The 18,976-nt window shown below is 44.2% G+C and carries 13 protein-coding genes and 1 tRNA gene; 4 read left to right on the top strand and 10 right to left on the bottom strand.

The genetic code is table 11. The annotated features are described in order from the left end of the window. Positions 1-240: 240 nt before the first annotated feature. The 3 genes from malG to malE form a co-directional block, all read right to left on the bottom strand. Positions 241-1,131: a maltose ABC transporter permease MalG gene (malG, locus tag ACEYKX_RS06060; protein WP_373766893.1), complete on the bottom strand. Its 891-nt coding sequence runs from the start codon at positions 1,129-1,131 to the stop codon at positions 241-243. Positions 1,132-1,231: 100 nt separating this feature from the next. Then, positions 1,232-2,788, bottom strand: coding sequence for a maltose ABC transporter permease MalF (gene malF / locus ACEYKX_RS06055; RefSeq protein ID WP_373766892.1), 1,557 nt, complete (start codon positions 2,786-2,788; stop codon positions 1,232-1,234). Between the two features lie 106 nt (positions 2,789-2,894). Further along, complete coding sequence (gene malE, locus ACEYKX_RS06050) at positions 2,895-4,079, bottom strand: maltose/maltodextrin ABC transporter substrate-binding protein MalE (protein ID WP_373766891.1); 1,185 nt, start codon at positions 4,077-4,079, stop codon at positions 2,895-2,897. A 324-nt stretch (positions 4,080-4,403) separates the two neighbouring features. Here malE and malK point away from each other — a divergent pair, with 324 nt between their 5' ends. From malK to ACEYKX_RS06030, 4 genes are all read left to right on the top strand, one after another. Beyond that, on the top strand, positions 4,404-5,543 hold the full coding sequence (gene malK / locus ACEYKX_RS06045; RefSeq protein ID WP_373766890.1) for a maltose/maltodextrin ABC transporter ATP-binding protein MalK: 1,140 nt from the start codon (positions 4,404-4,406) through the stop codon (positions 5,541-5,543). Positions 5,544-5,621: 78 nt separating this feature from the next. Continuing rightward, positions 5,622-6,899 carry a maltoporin gene (locus ACEYKX_RS06040; protein WP_373766889.1) on the top strand — a complete coding sequence of 426 codons (1,278 nt, stop codon included), beginning with the start codon at positions 5,622-5,624 and terminating at the stop codon, positions 6,897-6,899. 340 nt (positions 6,900-7,239) lie between these two features. Then, positions 7,240-8,094, top strand: a complete 855-nt coding sequence (malM, locus tag ACEYKX_RS06035) for a maltose operon protein MalM (RefSeq protein WP_373766888.1) — start codon at positions 7,240-7,242, stop codon at positions 8,092-8,094. 122 nt (positions 8,095-8,216) lie between these two features. Continuing rightward, a complete protein-coding gene (locus ACEYKX_RS06030; protein ID WP_373766887.1) occupies positions 8,217-10,274 on the top strand; it encodes an alpha-amylase in 2,058 nt (685 codons plus the stop codon). Positions 10,275-10,324: 50 nt separating this feature from the next. Here the strand turns inward: ACEYKX_RS06030 and ACEYKX_RS06025 are convergent, their stop codons facing one another. From ACEYKX_RS06025 to ACEYKX_RS05995, 7 genes are all read right to left on the bottom strand, one after another. Further along, complete coding sequence (locus ACEYKX_RS06025; RefSeq protein ID WP_373766886.1) at positions 10,325-11,113, bottom strand: glycosyltransferase family 32 protein; 789 nt, start codon at positions 11,111-11,113, stop codon at positions 10,325-10,327. A 110-nt stretch (positions 11,114-11,223) separates the two neighbouring features. Further along, the gene (gene nrfD, locus ACEYKX_RS06020; RefSeq protein WP_373766885.1) at positions 11,224-12,171 is read right to left on the bottom strand and encodes a cytochrome c nitrite reductase subunit NrfD; all 948 of its coding nucleotides are present in this window, start codon (positions 12,169-12,171) and stop codon (positions 11,224-11,226) included. Then, a complete protein-coding gene (gene nrfC, locus ACEYKX_RS06015; RefSeq protein WP_373766884.1) occupies positions 12,171-12,848 on the bottom strand; it encodes a cytochrome c nitrite reductase Fe-S protein in 678 nt (225 codons plus the stop codon). The genes nrfD and nrfC overlap by 1 nt, the downstream gene beginning before the upstream one ends. Further along, positions 12,845-13,480: a cytochrome c nitrite reductase pentaheme subunit gene (nrfB, locus tag ACEYKX_RS06010; RefSeq protein ID WP_373766883.1), complete on the bottom strand. Its 636-nt coding sequence runs from the start codon at positions 13,478-13,480 to the stop codon at positions 12,845-12,847. The genes nrfC and nrfB overlap by 4 nt, the downstream gene beginning before the upstream one ends. Positions 13,481-13,500: 20 nt before the next feature. Continuing rightward, positions 13,501-14,940 (bottom strand): ammonia-forming nitrite reductase cytochrome c552 subunit, encoded by a 1,440-nt coding sequence (gene nrfA, locus ACEYKX_RS06005; protein WP_373766968.1) that lies wholly within the window; start codon positions 14,938-14,940, stop codon positions 13,501-13,503. 251 nt (positions 14,941-15,191) lie between these two features. After that, positions 15,192-15,278, bottom strand: a tRNA-Leu gene (locus ACEYKX_RS06000). A 237-nt stretch (positions 15,279-15,515) separates the two neighbouring features. After that, positions 15,516-18,965, bottom strand: a complete 3,450-nt coding sequence (locus ACEYKX_RS05995; protein ID WP_373766882.1) for an acyl-[ACP]--phospholipid O-acyltransferase — start codon at positions 18,963-18,965, stop codon at positions 15,516-15,518. Between the last annotated feature and the right edge of the window lie 11 nt (positions 18,966-18,976).

The raw sequence follows: 18,976 nt of genomic DNA, 5'->3' as shown, positions 1-18,976 counted from the left end.
GGGAGATTTGGCAGAAGCCATTATCGAAGAAAAGACTTTTTTAGTGTTTGGTTATTTTTTTACAATAATGAAATTTCACTCTCTCACTTCGTGATTCTAGTCTGCTACAAACGCTTGCGTTTAAACGTTGCTTTAGCAACGGCACGAAGTGTGAGCGTAAGCGAATAAATCTCCCCTAACCCCTCTTTGCTAAAGAGGGGGATCAGATCGAAGTGAAAGAGATATTGTCACATTATCAAATTACCCTTTCACCCCACCAGCCGTTAATCCGCCGACTAACCAGCGTTGTGCGATGATAAAGACCACAGTGATCGGAATCGCGGATAAGATTGCCGCCGCCGCAAAGTCACCCCACAGATAGTTTTGCGGGTGCAGATATTGTTGCATACCCACCGCCAAGGTGTAGTTACTGACGTCACGTAACAAGAGGGAAGCGACCGGCACTTCAATAATCGCCGAGATAAAGGCAAGGATAAAGACCACCGCTAAAATCGGGACGGACAATGGTAATAAAATCAAACGGAACGTCTGCCACGGGGTTGCACCGTCAAGTGCGGCGGCTTCTTCGAGCGATTTATCAATGGTTTCAAAATAGCCTTTGATCGTCCAAACGTGCATTGCAATACCACCAAGGTAAGCGAAGATCAAACCGCCGTGCGTGTTTAAACCTAAGAAAGGCACATATGCCCCTAAACGGTCAAATAACGCATACAACGCCACAAGGGAAAGCACTGCCGGGAACATTTGGAAAATCAACATACTTTGTAACAACATGGATTTACCGGCAAAACGTAAACGTGCAAAGGCATACGCCGCCGTCGTGGAAAGAGCAAGCGTGATAATCGCCGTGACTCCCGCCACCTTGACTGAGTTCCATAGCCACAACAATACCGGGAACGGAGGCGGAGTGACCGTCCCGTCCGGATTCGTGACGCTAAAACCTAACGCCAGTTTCCAGTGTTCGAAGGAAATTTGGCTTGGGATAATTTCCCCGAGTGCTAAGTTCCCCGGACGAAGCGAGATCCCTAAAATCATCAATAGGGGGAACATAATCAACGCACAGAATGTGATGAGAAAGAAATGCGTTGCAAATAAGCGCGCTTTCATTGATTTAGGTTGAACGATAGCCATAAGAAATTCCTTATAAGTTATAGATTTTATCATCTAACTAGTCCCCCTCTTTAGCAAAGAGGGGGTAGATCGAAGTCAATTACTTGCTTTTCATACTTTTTTAATCCTGCTGCAACTTCGTCAAACGAATTTGGAACAACGCCAATCCGCTCACGAGTAAGAAAATGATCACGGCAATTGCCGCTGCTAAACCGAAGTCTTGCGTACCGCTGCCTTCAAAGGCGATACGATAGGTATAGCTCACTAACAAGTCGGTGTAACCTGCCGGCGTACTGGTTCCGATCATGGACGGACGACCTTGGGTTAATAATTGGATTAATACGAAGTTATTGAAGTTAAATGCGAAGCTCGCAATCATCAACGGCATCAGCGGTTTAATCAGCTGCGGCATCGTGATACGGGTGAAGTTTTGCCATACCGTTGCGCCGTCAATGGCGGAGGCTTCATATAAATCGTGCGGAATCGCTTTCAATAAGCCCATGCAAACGATCATCATGTACGGATAACCCAACCAAGTATTCACAATCAGCAACATCGTTTTGGCTAAGAACGGATCATTAAACCATTCCGGGCGAATACCGAACAGATTATCTAAAATTAAGTTGATTTCCCCGAAGCTTTGGTTGAACAACCCTTTAAATACGAGGATAGAAATAAAGCCCGGCACGGCATACGGTAGGATAAGTAATAAACGGTACACCGCTTTGCCTTTTAACGGCTCCCATTGGACTAATGACGCAAAAATCATACCGAGCAACGTCGTAAAGACCACGGTTAAGAACGCAAACGTCACCGTCCAGATAAAGATTTGGATAAACGGTTTTTGTACCCCTTCGTCCGTTAAAATTTTGACGAAATTTTGCCAGCCGATTGTGACCGTATAACCCGGCTCAACCCGTTTACCGGTGAAGTTACCTTGGTCATCAATCTGCTCGAAGAAACCGACGTCATTGTTCGGTTTATAACGCTCGTTCGTCTCGTGATTGGTTAAAATTTGACTTTCCGGATCAAAACTGAAACGGCTGCTTTGTTGGGAAAATTGACGGAGCGAGCTCATGGTGAGCATTTCGTTGCTCGGTAAAACCGCATTAAGGCTTTGAAGCTGTTGGCGGTTTTGAGTCACAATTCTAAGCGGGGCGACATTGCCTTCAGGCAACGTTGCCGTCTCTTCCAATTTGATTTCCCCTTTCAACTCGCTTAATGCAAGCGGTGCGGAAAGATAAATTTTTTGCAAATTTTTATTTTCAAGGACTAATTGATATTGACTGTTCGGCGTTTCAAGTAATTTGAAATCGTAACGTTCGCCCGAAAAATAGCGTTGGCTTTGCAATTGGCTGACCACACGCTCAAAAGCAAGTTGGTTCGAACCGCTGTAATTGGTAAAGGCGATCACGACAGTACAAACAAGCGGGAAGACCACAAAAATACCTAATGCGGATACCCCCGGGAAAAGGTAGCGCCAACGATAAGCCCGTTCCGAACTAAAGACAAAAATACCGGAAGTCACGACGACTAAGGTCAATAACGCAAATAAAATTTCACCCTGCAAATAGATGGTAAATACCAAATAAAAAGCAATAAGGTAAAGCAAGCCGACAAGCGCCCGTTTACCCCAAAGCTGAGCAGGTGAAATAGAGGTGTGAGTTGAGGTTAGCATTTTAGTTTCCTTGTTTGAGAACTGCGAAGAGGAAATTGCAAAATATGATAAGAATAAGACCGCTTGTCATTTTATTCCCCTCTTTTCTAAAGAGGGGAGTTTTTAATTACTCTTTTTCAATTTTCGCTTGTGCTTCATCCAGTGCCGCTTTGACGGATTGACGACCGGATACTGCGCTGTCGATTGCCGCTTTTTCCGAATACCAGAAACGGCTCATTTGCGGGATATTCGGCATAATCTCACCGTGTTCCGCATTCGCCATCGTGGCGGCAATACGCGGGTCTGCGGCTAATTTTTCTTGGTAGCTCTTAAGCGCAACCGCACCTAACGGCGTATCTTTATTGACCGTATCCAAGCCGGCGTCGGTTAATAAATGATTTTCCAAGAACTCTTTCGCCAAATCTTTGTTCGGGCTTGAAGCATTCACCGCCGCACTCAATACCCCGACGAAAGGTTTACCGGCATGACCGTTTAATGTCGGTAATACGGCTACGCCGTAGTTAATGCCGCTTTTCTCAATATTTGCCCACGCCCAAGGGCCGTTAATCGTCATTGCGGTATTACCTTTATTGAACGATGCTTCCGCAACGGAATAATCGGTGTCGGCATTAATGACTTTCTTTTTCACAAGATCCACGACGAACTGTAAGCCTTTTTGTGCCGCTTCATTGTTTACGCCGACATCTTTCACGTCATAACCGTTTGGTGTCACTTTAAACGCATAAGCGCCTTGAGAAGAGATGATCGGCCAAGTGAAATACGGTTCGGCAAGGTTCCACATGATCGCATTTTTACCTTTCGCTTTCAGATCCTTGTCTAACTTCTCAATTTCTTCCCAAGTTTTCGGCGGGGTCGGTACTAAGTCTTTGTTATAAATCAAAGAGAGCGCTTCGATAGCGATAGGATAAGCAATTTGTTTACCGTTATATTTGGTCGCCTCCCAACCGATATCCGATAATTTTGCTTTAAATTCTGCGCTTGGCTGTACTTCCGCCAATAAACCGGATTGTGCATAGCCGCCCATACGGTCGTGAGCGAAAATAATGATATCCGGACCGTCGCCTGTTGACGCTACCTGCGGAAATAATTCTTCTAATTTGCTCGGGTGCTCAACAATAACTTTGACGCCGGTTTCGGCTTCGAATTTTTTACCGACTTCTGCTAAGCCGTTATAACCTTTATCCGCATTGATCCAAATGTTTAACTGTCCTTCTACCAATTTAGCGTGAACTCCTTGCGCCAAACATACCCCGGCAAGAACGACAAGTGCGGTTTTTGTTAGTTTTTTCATATAATTTTCCTCATATTAGTTGGGATAGAATGTTGTTGGCGGCATAGTGAAGGATTTCATTTTTGAGTTCATCCTCCCCCCCTCTCCGCCCTGAAGGTTTATTTAGTGATCTACTTCACACTTTACATCTCTCTGCTGAAAATTGTGAGCTTACTCACAAAAAAGAGTGGGTAAATTGTGATCTGCGTCACACTTCATGCCAAAACGAAAGCAAAAAAAATTTTTTGTAAATGCTGAAAATTTTTTCGAAAGTATGATTTCAACCGTGTGACGGATGATTAAGCTTAGCACCATTCAAAAACCGTCAGACAGAGGATAGTAAGAATGGCAAATGTAAAGCTTGTGGGTGTCAATAAATCATATGGCGACGTACATATTTCACGTGATATTAACTTGGATATTCAAGAAGGCGAATTTGTTGTGTTTGTCGGTCCGTCGGGCTGTGGCAAATCAACGGTGTTAAGAATGATTGCAGGTTTGGAAGACATCACTTCCGGCGACTTATACATCGGTGAACAACGAATGAACGACGTGCCGCCCGCCAAACGCAACATCGGCATGGTGTTCCAATCTTACGCCCTCTATCCGCATTTAAATGTGGCGGAAAATATGTCTTTCGGCTTAAAACTTGCCGGTAAATCCAAAGCGGAAATTGAACAACGCGTCAACCAAGTAGCCGAAATTTTGCAACTTGCCCACTTACTGCAACGTAAACCGAAAGAGCTTTCCGGTGGTCAGCGTCAACGTGTTGCCATCGGTCGTACCCTCGTTTCTCAACCTGAAGTGTTCTTATTAGACGAACCGCTCTCTAACTTGGATGCGGCATTGCGTGTACAAATGCGTGTCGAAATTTCCAAACTGCACAAAAAATTGGGCAGAACCATGATTTACGTGACCCACGACCAAGTCGAAGCTATGACTTTGGCAGATAAAATCGTGGTATTACAAGCGCTCGGCAACAACACACAAATTGCCACTAACGTAGCGCAAATCGGTAAACCGCTTGAGCTGTATCACTACCCTGCCAACCGCTTTGTTGCCGGTTTTATCGGCTCACCAAAAATGAATTTTATCCCGGTACGTGTGGTGGAAGTCAAACAAGACGCAGTAAAAATCGAATTACCGGATTCCACCCACCTTAACTTTTGGGTACCGGTAGAAGGTAAAGGCGTGAAAGTCGGCGACAACTTATCGCTCGGCATTCGCCCGGAACACTTACTGCCTTGCGACCAAAGTGAAGTCTGCATTACCGGTATGGTTAAAGTTGTCGAACAGTTGGGTAATGAAACCCAAGTTCACGTGGAAATGCCGCCGATTAAACAAAATCTCGTCTATCGTCAGAACGATATCGTGTTAGTTAAAGAAGGGGATGCGATGTCAATCGGCATTAACCCGAACCGTTGCCATTTATTTAAAGAAGACGGCACCGCCTGCAAACGCCTGTTTAAAGAGTTAGGCGTATAACGATTTTTTTCATAATGTAAACCGAGTGGACAACTGAAGCGATTCAGGCGTTCTATATAACAATTAAAGGAGTTCCCTATGAACATCAATAAAAGCTTGCTAGCAACCCTTATTTCAGGTGCATTACTTTCAACTTCTGCGTTTGCGGTCGATTTCCACGGTTATGCCCGTTCAGGTATCGGCTGGACATCAGGTGGCGGTGAACAATCTGCCTTTACCGTAAACGGCGGTGGTTCAAAATACCGTTTAGGTAACGAATCTGATACCTATGCAGAATTTAAACTTGGTCAAGAATTGTATAAATCGGGTGAAAAATCGATTTATTTCGATACCAACGTCGCTTACGGTGGTACGTTACAAAACAATGACTGGACGGAAACCAGCCCGGCATTACGTGAATTAAACGTTCAATTCAAAAACTTCGCAGACAGCTTACCGGGCGCAACATTATGGGCGGGTAAACGCTTCTATCAACGTCACGATGTCCACATGAACGACTTCTACTACTGGGATATTTCAGGTCCGGGTGCAGGGGTTGAAAACATCGACTTAGGCTTCGGTAAACTTTCTTTAGCCGTAACACGTGATACGGAAGCGGGCGGTGCATTCTCTTACTACTATGACCATGCAACCAAAAGCTATAAAAGCAATCGTTCAGTGAACAAAGATGTGTATAACGACATCTTCGATGTACGCTTAGCGGGTATTGAACTTTGGAAAGACGGTTCATTAGAACTTGGTTTTGACTACGCTAACGCTCACAAAAAAGACGATTCGGCTTATGTCAATAACGATGCAACCAAAAACGGTTACATGATTACCGCAGAATATACTCAAGGTAACTTCTTCGGCGGTTTCAATAAGTTTACCGCACAATATGCGAAAGACTCCATGACTTCTTGGAATAACGGTCATGCACAAGGTTCTTTAGCCAGCAACCGCGGTCATATGCTCCGCTTAATCAACCAAGGTGTAGTTCAAGCCAGCGACAAAGTAGAAGTGATGTATGCCTTAATCTATGAAAAAACAGACTTAGACAACAACCAAGGCAAAACATGGTACTCAGCTGGTATCCGTCCAATGTATAAATGGACTGAAACCATGAGTACCCTTGCGGAAGTCGGCTACGATGTGATCAAAGATCAAGCGACAGGTAAGAAAAACAACTTAGCGAAATACACCATTGCCCAACAATGGCAAGCCGGCTCAAGCATTTGGGCGCGCCCTGCAATCCGTGTATTCGGTACTTACGCACATTGGAACGACAAATTTGATACTGCAAACCGTACAGACGCGGGCTATAAAGCAAAAGACGGCGAATTTATCGGCGGCGTTCAATTTGAAGCTTGGTGGTAATCAAGTATATCCCACCCAAGATGGCGCTCGTTTGTAACGAGTGCCTATCGTAAAATTTGATGGGATAGACGGCACACGTTCAAAACGTGCGTCATCGAAGCTTGGTGATAATCAAGTATACCCCATCCAAGATGGCGCTCGTTTGTAACGAGTGCCCATCATAAAAGTAAAATTTGATAGGATATACGGCACACGTTCAAAACGTGCGCGATCCAAAGGAATACAAGCGGTGATTTTTCACTAAAATTTTGCAGTTTTATTTCCTTTCCCCAACCTTCCCCTGTAAACGGGGGAGGAAATTTTGTTAGATTACCGCCCGTTATTCACTCTCGGAGGATTTATGAAAACCAACATCGCCCTTTTCCTTTCGGGCTTATTTCTCGCATCACAACTTGCTGCCGCACCATTACAACCGACAAAAGCGGAATTGGCAAAAATTCAATGGCAAGATATTACACTTTCACAAAATAATGAGACGAATGTGGCAACCCTCGCGAACAAATTAGCGGGCGCAAGCGGTTCGGTTGTGGCATACAAAATCCCCGCCAATCAAGGCACGATTAAACTTAACATCACAAGCCCGGTACAAAAAGATAATACGGTCTTCGTCCCGAATGCCTTGATTTTAGATGCGCAATTTAACCCTGCGATGACCTATCCGTCTTCCCAATTTAAATTCAGCGAAGAACGCGGTTTAAGTCCGGCACAATATCAAGCGGAACTCAGCCTCACACCAACCGCAAATCAAGATTTCATCTACTTGCTGGTTTATACGACTGAGCAAGATTTACAGGGTAAAACCACGATGACGCACCCGGCCAAACTCTTGGCAAAAGCGAAAGGTAACCAACCGCCGGCGATTGCGGATATAACCGTGACACACAGCAACCAAGGTAAAGTCAATGTAGAAGTGGACGGCATTCAATCCAGTCAGTTTATCGGCTTAAACGGTCCGTTATTTGAAGCCAAAACCCCGGCACCAACCCAAGTCGGCACAACTGCGACGGCAGCCAAAGCGGCAACCAAACCGACACAACCGGTCGAATCCAGCACCGAAGATTATTTCAATCAGGCTGTATTAAAAGCATTGAAAAATAATGATGTGAATAAAGCGATGAACTTGGTCAATGAAGCGGAACAGCTTGGCTTAAAACAACCTCGCCAGATTTTTATTAAACACGTTTCGGCGAAATAATCTGTTGTAGGGGCTAATTACATTAGCCCTATTTCTCAATGACTGTTTTTGGGGCAAATATTATTTGCCCCTACATATTATTTTGTACAACAACTACATTATAAGCCGATAAGGAAACCCAAATGAAAAAATCTCTACTCTGGCTTTCACTTTTTGCATCAGCGACCTTATCCGCCAACCAATGGCAAAGCGAACATTTCCCGACATTTGAATCCAATGAAAAACTGCTCTACCAAGCGCACGCCCAACTCAAAAAAGGCCACTATCCGTTCCAATTCTCTCTCAATCAACAATGCTACCAGCCACAAACCGCACTGAAATTAAATCAAGTCGTCAGCCTTGTGCCTTGCAAAGATCCGGTTGAATCGACCCGCTTGTTCCGTGACGGAAAATACAGCGTAGAAATTGATATGCGAAGTGGCACACCAACGGCAAAATTAACGGTGGAAGCAACCAAAAGCGCTAATGAATTAGTCCAAGTTTGTCCGAAATGGGACGGCAAACCGTTAGAAATTGAGGTTTCCGGCGTGTTCAAAGACGGCGAAACGGTGCGAGATTTCTATTCAGGCAATACGGCGAAAGTACAAAACGGTAAGATCACGATGATGCCATCGGCAGACAGTGACGGATTACTGCTACTGGAACCGTTACAAGCGGTCAGTTCCGAGCCGATTTTTACGTGGAAAAACGCCACCGTTTATTTCGTGTTAACCGACCGCTTTTATAACGGCGATCCGAGTAACGACAACAGCTACGGGCGTAAAAAAGACGGTAAAGACGAAGTCGGTACTTTCCACGGGGGCGATCTGAAAGGGCTAACCCAAAAACTGGATTACTTACAACAACTCGGCGTGAATGCGATTTGGATCAGCTCGCCCCTTGAGCAAATTCACGGCTGGGTCGGCGGCGGTGAAAAAGGCGACTTCCCGCACTATGCGTATCACGGCTACTACCATCAAGATTGGACGAAGGTCGATGCCAATATGGGTAATGAAGACGATCTGAAAACCTTTATCGACCAAGCCCATCAACGGGGGATTCGCGTCATTTTTGATATTGTGATGAACCACACCGGCTATGCGACGCTTGCTGATATGCAACAGTATGGCTTTGGGGCATTACATCTGAAAGGCGATGATATTGAGAAAACGCTCGGCAAACATTGGACGGATTGGACGCCGAAAACAGGACAAAACTGGCACTCGTTCAACAATTTGATTAACTTTAGCGATAAAGAGGCGTGGCAAAAATGGTGGGGCAAGGCGTGGCTTCGTTCCGACATCGGTGATTACGACAGTCCGAAATTTGATGATCTGAAAATGTCGCTGGCATCGCTACCTGACCTCAAAACCGAAAGCGAACAAGCAGTCGGATTACCCGAATTTTTTGCAAATAAACCTGATACACAGGCGACATTCCGTGAAAATGCCAAAGTCCGCGATTATCTGATCGGCTGGCTGTCTGACTGGGTAGAAAAATACGGCGTGGACGGCTTCCGTGTGGATACCGCTAAACACGTGGAAAAAAGCACTTGGTTGGAATTGAAACAATCGGCGGAAAAAGCTTTGGAAAAATGGCAAAAAGCCCATCCGAATCAATCCTTTGGCGATAAATTTTGGATGACGGGCGAGGCGTGGGGACACGGCGTTCATACCAGCGATTATTACAACAACGGCTTTGATGCGATGATCAACTTCAGCTTCCAAGATCAAGCGAAAGAGGCTATTAGCTGCTTTGCCAAAATTGCCCCGACTTATCAACAAATGAGTGAAAAACTGAGTAATCTCAATGTGTTAAGCTATCTCTCTTCGCATGATACCCGACTATTTTTCCACGATGACAGCCAAAATAATGTCGATAAACAGAAAACCGCAGGCAGTTTATTGCTTCTCTCACCGGGCGCGGTACAAATTTATTACGGCGATGAAAGCGGTCGAAAATTCGGTGCGACAGGCTCGGATCCGATTCAAGGCACCCGCTCGGATATGAACTGGCAGGATTTGGCGAAAAGTGCCGAGCATCAAGCCTTGATGAAACATTGGCAAACCCTTGCAAAATTCCGCCAACATCACACCGCTATTGGTAATGGCGAACAAAAAATTCTCGAAACCCACAAATACTTTGCGTTTTCTCGACAAGATGGAAAAGACAGAGTGATGATTGTTTGGGCGGGGGAATAAACCATAAAAAAACGCCATACTTTCGTATGGCGTTACACTCGTTTTTATCGTTATTTCAATAAATCTTCATTTTTCGCATGATTCCACTTACCGCGCTTTTTATCCATGTATTGGAAATATTCGTTGGTAAAGGTGCCTTGCGCACAGGTGATTTTATCCCGACGGCTATTGACCGTTTTACCTTCCAACGCCATATTTAGGGTTGTCGGACCGGTTAATGAAAATACGCCGCCGTCAATCCGGCGCTGTTCAATATTATCAATAATAATATCCAAGGTATCTTTCAAAAACGGGCTGCCTTTTTCAGCAGCAAGAAAGAAATTGGTATATTTATCACGGCGGGTAATCACGACTTCGCTATCATCTTCACCGATAATGGCAGACAAATTCCAGACCAAATGTCCGTCGATATCCATATAAATACCGCCTTCGTTATATAAGGTAAAAATCCGCCAAAAATCCGCTTGTGCCGCACCGTCGGTCAATTTGCTGTAAGCCTCAAAAGTGCGGGTATCGGCGTTTGCTTTGATATATTCGGCACGTTCTTCGGTACTGACATAGCGGTAATCATAATCGCGGGATAACAAGCGGTTGACCAAATAATTGCAATATACCGGCAGCGTGACTTTGTTGCTGTAATTGGTCTGCCAAATGGTTTTATTGATTCTGCTCGGTTTGTTCGATACGCTTTTTGCCGGGCTGAATGTCGGAATGGTGAAACGCTTTTTCGGGAAAAGAGCGTGAAACGGGTAGCTCAACATTTTGATAATATTCCCCGACAAACGCCATAATCCGTTTGCAATGACAATCAGCTCTTCGTTTTTGACTTTTTCTTTCATGGCAGGCTCCTTTAAATCGGGAGAAATAGTAGCATTTTCTCCGCATCGAAAAAAGCAAGCGGTGAGATTTTGCAAAAAATTTGCAAGATCTCACCGCTTGTTAAAAACGATTAGGCAATTGTCATTTGTCCTGCATACAAGATGAAGTAACGTAAACAAAGCACACCGATTAAGCCCGCACAAGCTAAAAGTAAAATAAAGCCTTTTTGGTGTTTGATTTTCGCCGGGGTAACAACACCGAGGATTGTCGGAATCAATAAGCCGATGCCGACTACCCCGCCCCAAAAGACGGTTCCCCAAAATCCGGATAATGCATTGTCCGCCGCCACGGCACTTTGTCCGCCTTTGGAGTAAAGGTAAGCAAAGAACCCGGCTAAAAGCAACATTTCAATCAAAGCCACCGGCTTTTCAAACTTGTGCAAGAAATGCACTTCATGGCTATCCGTTGCGACTTTACCAACCACGAGGATTGCCACGAGAAGGGCGGCAATACCCGATGAAGTTCCCGAAGCCAAGAATAAGACCGGTAAGACAGGGTTGTTTAACATCGGATAGCTGATTAATTCGGACAATAAGAAACCGGTATAAGCTCCTAATGCCACCGACAGGAAAATCAACAGAATTTCAATTAACGAGGTAAATTTCGCCGCAATATCAATCAAACCAAAGGCAAATTTCGGAATAAAACCGAAACCGCTCAGCCAGTTTTTGAAGATAATCGCTAACCAAACGACCAACACCGCCATAAAGACCTGGAACAGCATGACCCCCATCGACATGACCGAATCAAATTGATAGTTAAACATCAAATACCAAAATGTCCACGGACGCGCCAAGTGGAAAATCAATAACGTTAACCCAATGATTGTCGCAAGTGGTGACATAATTGCCATGGTGCGAATCATCCAGCTTTGACTCGGATCGGCTAAATTCGCTTTACGCTTGTAGATCACGGCAAGGAGAGTCGATCCTGCCGAAATACCGAGCAAGAAAAGGTAAACGGCAATACTTGAATCCCAAACAAGATTCGGGGTTTGGAATGGAACATAGTCGTTCATTATTTTACCCCCTCTTTTTTAACATGATACAGCTGCGGATCCGTACCTAATTCCACTTTTGTGCGATAAGTCGTTTTCTCTTTGATTAAACGGGAAATATCACTGTTCGGATCGTTTAAGTCACCGAACGTCAGTGCTTTTGTCGGACAACTTTCCACACAGGCGGGCTGTTTGCCCTGAGCCAAATTGGTATCACGGCAGAAATTACACTTATCGGCGGTTTTCTTAACCGGTTCGATATAACGGACGCGATACGGGCAAACCGCAATACAGTAAGAGCAGCCAACACACAAATCAGGGTTTACATCGACAATACCGGTGGCTTTATCAATGAAAGACGCACCTGTCGGGCATACGCTCACACAAGGCGCATTGCTGCAATGTTGGCAGGATTGACGGAAAAATTCATATTGAACATTCGGAAATTCGCCGTAAGGTTGGCTACGGATGATCTCTAAACGGGATACGCCTGCCGGTACCTTGTTCGTTTCACGACAAGCATCCATACACGCCGTACACCCGATACAAGCTTGTTCATCGTGTAGCATCGCATAGCGAATGGTTTTACTTTCTTTCTCAGAGGCAAGAGAGAGCTTGCTTGCGGCAAGCCCTGCTGTGCCTGCCACGGCAATCACTGCTCCCGCCCCTGAGATAAAGTCTCGACGGGAACAACTCATTTTTGATCCTTAGCTTCCGCTTTTTTGAAAGTACCTTTGTGCACTTCCGTATGGCAATCCACACAGAGTTTCACACGTTGTTTTGATTCAATGCCCTTCATCGGCTCTTTTTCCGGGTGCAGTTTATGGCAGTTCACACACGCAATTTTGTTGGCATGAGTGTCGTGCGCCCAGAATGTTTCACGCAATTTGTCAGGATTATGACAAGCAAAACAGACTTGATTTTGCTCTTCTACCGAACGCTCTAACGCCGGATTTCTCGCCTTGCCGTGAGCATTAAAACGCATTACGTCTTTCACGCCTTTACGGTGGTTTTCAGAAATATTGCCGTGACAACTTACACAATTGAGCGGTTTGCCGTTATTCGGGCTGACGGTATCTTTCTGAAAATGTTTACCCGCATGTTGGAATGCCGATAAATGCCCGTGGCAGTTTACGCAATAGGTATTCGGATCACGACGGGAATCTTTGGCAATCGTCGCACCGTCCACATTATCCAACGGGTTTGTCCAAATCGGTTGCGGCGGTGCCGGCATTTCTGCCGACACATTCGAAGAAATTGCAAAAAAACTCACTAAAGTGACCGCTTGTAGGGCGAACATGCGCCCGACTTTTGAGAAAATATGTTTCATAGTAGCCTCAACTTAGCAAATTATTTTGCGTCTGCAGGTAATAGACCTTTCTCTTTCGCTTCTTTTTCCCATTGTGGTACTACGGTGCGTAAGAATTCTTCTTTCGCTGCTTTTTCTTTGTCAAAGTCGATGCCCACTACTTTTTGTGCTTTCTCTTTGGTTGAAATATCCGGGAACTCAATCGGTGTTTGTACGCCGTGTTTCGTTAAGATAACCGCAAGTTTAGTACGAGCATCTGCCGCACGATCTAAACCGGTTCCGATAACGTGAAGAATCACATCAGGGGCGTGCATATGACCGCCGTGACCAGCTGCGGAATAGTCCCAACGCCATTGTGCGTGACGGATGGCTTGCAATGCATCTTTCATTTCTTCTTCCGTTGCGCCAGCTTCCCAAGCTTTTTTTGCTTCAAAGTGTGCTTTCACAATTTGATCTTCCAAACGGATCATGACATCTTTGATCTGTTTTTTATGCTCTTTCACACGCGCTTGTAAGCTTTCTTTGCTTTGTTCGTGACAGGTTTTACACGTATGTTCGAAGTTATCAAACGGATTGCCGATTTTGTGATCGGTATAGACTTTACCGTCTTTGGTTTCGACTTTCGGCATGTGGCAATCGATACAGGTCACGCCGTTTTTACCGTGTGTACCCAACGCCCACGTTTCAAAATCCGGGTGCTGCGCTTTTAACATCGGAGCTTTTGATAAGCCGTGAACCCAGTCGGTAAATTTAATGTCATCGTAGTATTTTTCCATACTATCGACATCAACCCCGTTATCCCACGGGAAGGTCACTGCTTTTTCTTTACCCGCAAAATAGTATTCTACGTGACAGTTCGAACATACCGCCGCACGTTTACCGTGTTTGTCTAACGTATCAAATTTCCAGCCAATCGTTTCTAAGGCACGTAAAACGTGCGGACGGGCTACGCGCAATGCCGCTTTGCCGTCTTTGAATTCTTGAGAAGTGCTGTCGTGGCAGTCCGCACAACCGATAGAATTGACCATTTCCGAGCCGTATTTCGCCCATTTGGCATCAAAATAACCGACTTCGCCTTTTTCAGCGATCATACGAGGAACGTCGGGTCCTTTACATGCCCAACACGCCATCGGTTGAGGACCGGCATCAGGCTCCATCGGTGCGCCGGTACGCAAAATATTACGTACGTCGGTAATCGCATAGAAGTGACCTCGCGGTTTGTTATAGTCTTTTGAGAAGGCATAGCCCGTCCAAAGAATCACGAGACGGGGATCTTCTTCCAAAGCACTGACAATTTCTTTAGATTCTGCTGTCGCCGCCCAAGATTGATATTGAAGCGGATAGAGCTCTGCAAATTTATGGTTGGCAGACTCAATCTTCACATCAGGTTTCGGACCTTCAAATTCTTTGGCCTCTCCTGCCCAAGCAGAAGAAATACACCCCAACACCGCCATTGTCGCAACAAGGCTGTTTCTTAGCATTTTGTTTACCCGTTTCACGCGAGCCTCCCCACCATGACAAATTATAAATGAGAACTCTTCTTATTTAAAAACAATAAGATAGAGTGAAAAATATATTTGAAATGTATAAAAAGAGAAGCCTATTTGCTAGAAGAGTTTGCATATTATTTGAAGTAAATCAAATAATCTAAATTCATTGCTGACTAAACAATCAAACGGGGAAAAAAAGACATAAAAAAAAGCACCTTGAGGTGCTATTTTTTATTGTTAAATGGTGCCCGAGGCCAGACTTGAACTGGCACGCCCCGAAAGGCGAGGGATTTTAAATCCCTTGCGTCTACCGATTCCGCCACTCGGGCATTGCATTTTTTATTGACAATTTACGTTGTTATTCAGTATCACCGAAAAACCGAGGCTATGATATTGATTCCGATAGCATTCGGCAAGCACTTTTTAACGATATTGAGTTAACTGAACAAATCTTATTATTCTAGACGACAAATTAAGCAAAACCATCTAACTCATTAGCCTATCAACATAGCGGTCGGATATTATAAGAAATTTGCAAAAAATTCATCACATCCGACCGCTTGTTTTTAACTTAACAGCTGAGAAGCCAGCGTTTTCGCTCCTTTAAAATCGACTTTACCTGAACCAAGTAAAGGAATTTCATCCACAAGCAAGACTTCACTCGGTAACATGATTGGCGGCAAACCTGTCGATTTAATGCGCTCTTTAATTTCATCTAAACCAAGATCCGATTTTACCAACAGTACCACGTTTTCGCCTTTTTTCTCATCGGTTACCGTCGTTGCGGTAAATTGGGCATCATCCGCAAAAATAGCGGTTAATTTTTCTTCGATTAAACCCAAGCTAATCATTTCACCGCCAATTTTGGCAAAACGGGAGTAGCGATCCACAATGGTAATAAAACCTTGTTCATCCATATGCCCTTTATCGCCCGTTTTGTAGTAACGCACACCGTCCGTTTCAAAAATCACTTCGGCGGTTTTGCTCTCGTCATTCAAGTAGCCTTTCATCACTTGCCCCCCGCCGATAACGATTAAACCATCTTCACCTGTCGGTAATTCAACCAATGTTTCAGGATCAACGATTTTGATAATCGTACCGGGTAATGGCAAGCCTACCGTTCCTGCTTTGTTGAAAGTCATCTCTTTAAGGCTATCAGGATCAAGAATGTTAGGCATATTTACCGATGCTACCGGTGCAGTTTCCGTCGTGCCGTACCCCTCTTGAATATCTAGACCGAATTTCAAACGAAATGCTTCTTTTACGTCTGCTTTCAGTTTTTCCGCACCTGCCACGACCATACGTACACTTTGGAACATCAATGGGTGAAGTTTCTTATTGCGAGCATATAAGCGGAAGAACGTCGATGTTCCAAACAAGATAGTCACCCCATGTTTGCCGCTTAATTTACCGATTGTGGCAGCGTCTGTCGGATCCGGCACACTCACCATTTTTATCCCTTCCACCAATGGCATTAAGGTCGTCACGGTTAAACCGAAACTGTGGAAAACGGGTAATGAATTTAAAATTACATCATCTTTTCTGAAGTTGAGTAATTCACTCACTTGTTTGATATTGGTCAGCAAGTTTTTATGGGTCAGTTCAATCCCTTTCGGTTCGCCTTCACTACCACTACTAAAGAGAATGGTTGCAGTATCATCGAGGCTGCTCATTGCAAAATAACGCATTTTAATCCACCATTGCGGTGCAAAAAGCGCAGTGAAAAATGCACGCGTTTTTTCACTTTTGCCCACTTGCTTACTGATATTTTCAGCGAAAATTGCTTTATCTGCGAACAACGTCATGAAATCAAAGCCTCTTTCCGTCAGTTTGTTCAGAAATTTTTCCGCCGTAATGATGTGTTTAATGTTCGCTTTTGCCAATGACTTTTCCATCGTTTCTTGGCTAAGCGTATAGTTTAAGTTTACCGGTACTTTACCGAGCACAAACAGCGCCATATTCACAATTGCCCCTGCGGACGAACTTGGCAGCAATACCCCTACGTATTTTTCATTTTTGAGCGTAGTGCGTAATACCTTAACAAACAGTAATACCGCGGTAATCAATTTCACATTGGAGAGCGTCATGCCTTGCGCATCCACTACGCTGGTTTTAAACAAATTTTCTTTTGCTGTGGCAAGCCACTGATCTGCAATCGGTGCTTGTCGATTGATAAAACGCTCCCACGCACTAAATGACAGTTCCACCACTTTTTGTTTCATCGCTGTCGCATTAATCGTGCTTTCAACCGGTTTACCGTAAGCCACTAGAATTGTGCGTCTTCCGCTACGTTTAGTCATCTGTTTATAGAAGCTGTCCGCACGGGAGAAACTTGAACCCCATAAGCCGCGTAAATAGAACGGCACCACCTTGACATCATCCAAGTCTTTTAAGATATGCTCAAAGCCTTTTTGGAATTCGTTAATTTGACCGTTATAGCTAATATGACCTTCAGGGAATAACGCAACGACTTCACCATTGGCTAAACATTGACGCACGGCTTGAATACTCTCTTTACTTGCACCGGCACCAATTGGAATCACTTTGAAAAATTTAAATAACCATTTCAGATACCATTTATTATAGATTGGACGATACATCACAAAACGAATAGCGCGTGGGCTTGAGGCCTGCAAAATCATCCAATCAATCCAGCTGATATGGTTACCGAGCATTAAAACACCGCCTGTTTGCGGTAAATTTTTCAAACCGTCCACGTAGAAACGGTAGCTTAATTTCACAATCGGCAACATCAATAAACGGGCAAATAAATGCGGAAGTTGTAAAATGGCGTAGAAACTACCGATTAAACAAACGAATGAAGTAAACAGGAATAAGCCCGTTATTGAAACGTCGAATTTCACCAGCACAATACTCAGCAATAAAAATGCCACCATCGCAATGTTTTGTACAAAATTATTGCCCGCCATCACGCGACCGCTTGTGGCTTCTTGTGCTAAAAATTGAATGGTTGCGTTAAGCGGCACGATAAACAGTCCGCCGAACACACCAAAACCAAATGAACAAAGCATTAGCATGCCATTGCTCGTTGCCATCGTTAAACCAAATAACGAGACACACAACCCGAGCGCCCCCATTGGCACAATGCCGTGTTCAATATGATGATTTGACATTTTACCTGCGATATACGAACCAAGAATTAACCCCAAGCCGCTTATCGCCAAAATACCTTGTACGATTAGCGCATTGTCCGAGCCGAAATTCGTTTTGTAATGCGCGGGAAATGCCGCAGCTATCACTTGTGATACGCCCCAGAAAATACTCAACCCAATAATGCTCAACCAAATATTTTTATCTGCCCGCACTTCACGTAAGTTCTCACGCAAATAGCTCAGTGAAACATATTTACGCATTGCAAATTTTTCTCGATTTCCGACCGCTTGCGGATAAAACGGAATACGCCAAGCAAAGATTGCTTCAAGCACACTTAATACGACTAACGAGACACCTACGCCCGATACACTTTGTAATACAATATTCGGATCTTCAGACGGTGCATAACTTCCTTCAAAATAGAACGAGAATACAAATGAACTGAATAAAATGGCAACAATAGTCAACGCTTGAATTAAACCGTTTGCCACACCCAATTTATCAACGCCTACCATTGATTTAATAATGCTGTATTTTGCAGGAGAATAAATCGCACTTTGTGCCGCTAACACTAAAGTCAGTCCAAATGCACTATAGAATTGCCCCGTAAAATAACAAATACAAATCAATGTACTGATGACCACTGCCGCAAGGCTTGAGTAACGAATCACTTTAGTATGTGAAAATTTCTCATTCAAAAATGCCGAAGGTGAAAATAAGAAGATAAACGGCAGCAAAATCATCATATTGATCAATGCCGTCAGAATGGTTTGAGTATCGCCTTCAAAGCTTTTGAGCAATACATTCTGAATGGTAATTTTGTGAGCCAAATCCACACTTGCATTAATAAACATAATCACAAGATAAGGAAAAAAACCCGCTATTCTAAGTAATTTCAACATAACAGTTCCTT

The organism is Glaesserella sp. (genome assembly GCF_041817755.1).
GTDB lineage: Bacteria > Pseudomonadota > Gammaproteobacteria > Enterobacterales > Pasteurellaceae > Glaesserella.
Note: the sequence above shows the minus strand (reverse complement) of the source record. Positions and strands in the feature narration are given on the sequence as shown.

Bases quoted from the DNA above. Each gene is read 5' to 3' on its own strand.
- malG (WP_373766893.1), bottom strand. From the start codon at position 1,131: ATGGCTATCGTTCAACCTAAATCAATGAAAGCGCGCTTATTTGCAACG.
- malF (WP_373766892.1), bottom strand. From the start codon at position 2,788: ATGCTAACCTCAACTCACACCTCTATTTCACCTGCTCAGCTTTGGGGT.
- malE (WP_373766891.1), bottom strand. From the start codon at position 4,079: ATGAAAAAACTAACAAAAACCGCACTTGTCGTTCTTGCCGGGGTATGT.
- malK (WP_373766890.1), top strand. From the start codon at position 4,404: ATGGCAAATGTAAAGCTTGTGGGTGTCAATAAATCATATGGCGACGTA.
- ACEYKX_RS06040 (WP_373766889.1), top strand. From the start codon at position 5,622: ATGAACATCAATAAAAGCTTGCTAGCAACCCTTATTTCAGGTGCATTA.
- malM (WP_373766888.1), top strand. From the start codon at position 7,240: ATGAAAACCAACATCGCCCTTTTCCTTTCGGGCTTATTTCTCGCATCA.
- ACEYKX_RS06030 (WP_373766887.1), top strand. From the start codon at position 8,217: ATGAAAAAATCTCTACTCTGGCTTTCACTTTTTGCATCAGCGACCTTA.
- ACEYKX_RS06025 (WP_373766886.1), bottom strand. From the start codon at position 11,113: ATGAAAGAAAAAGTCAAAAACGAAGAGCTGATTGTCATTGCAAACGGA.
- nrfD (WP_373766885.1), bottom strand. From the start codon at position 12,171: ATGAACGACTATGTTCCATTCCAAACCCCGAATCTTGTTTGGGATTCA.
- nrfC (WP_373766884.1), bottom strand. From the start codon at position 12,848: ATGAGTTGTTCCCGTCGAGACTTTATCTCAGGGGCGGGAGCAGTGATT.
- nrfB (WP_373766883.1), bottom strand. From the start codon at position 13,480: ATGAAACATATTTTCTCAAAAGTCGGGCGCATGTTCGCCCTACAAGCG.
- nrfA (WP_373766968.1), bottom strand. From the start codon at position 14,940: ATGCTAAGAAACAGCCTTGTTGCGACAATGGCGGTGTTGGGGTGTATT.
- ACEYKX_RS05995 (WP_373766882.1), bottom strand. From the start codon at position 18,965: ATGTTGAAATTACTTAGAATAGCGGGTTTTTTTCCTTATCTTGTGATT.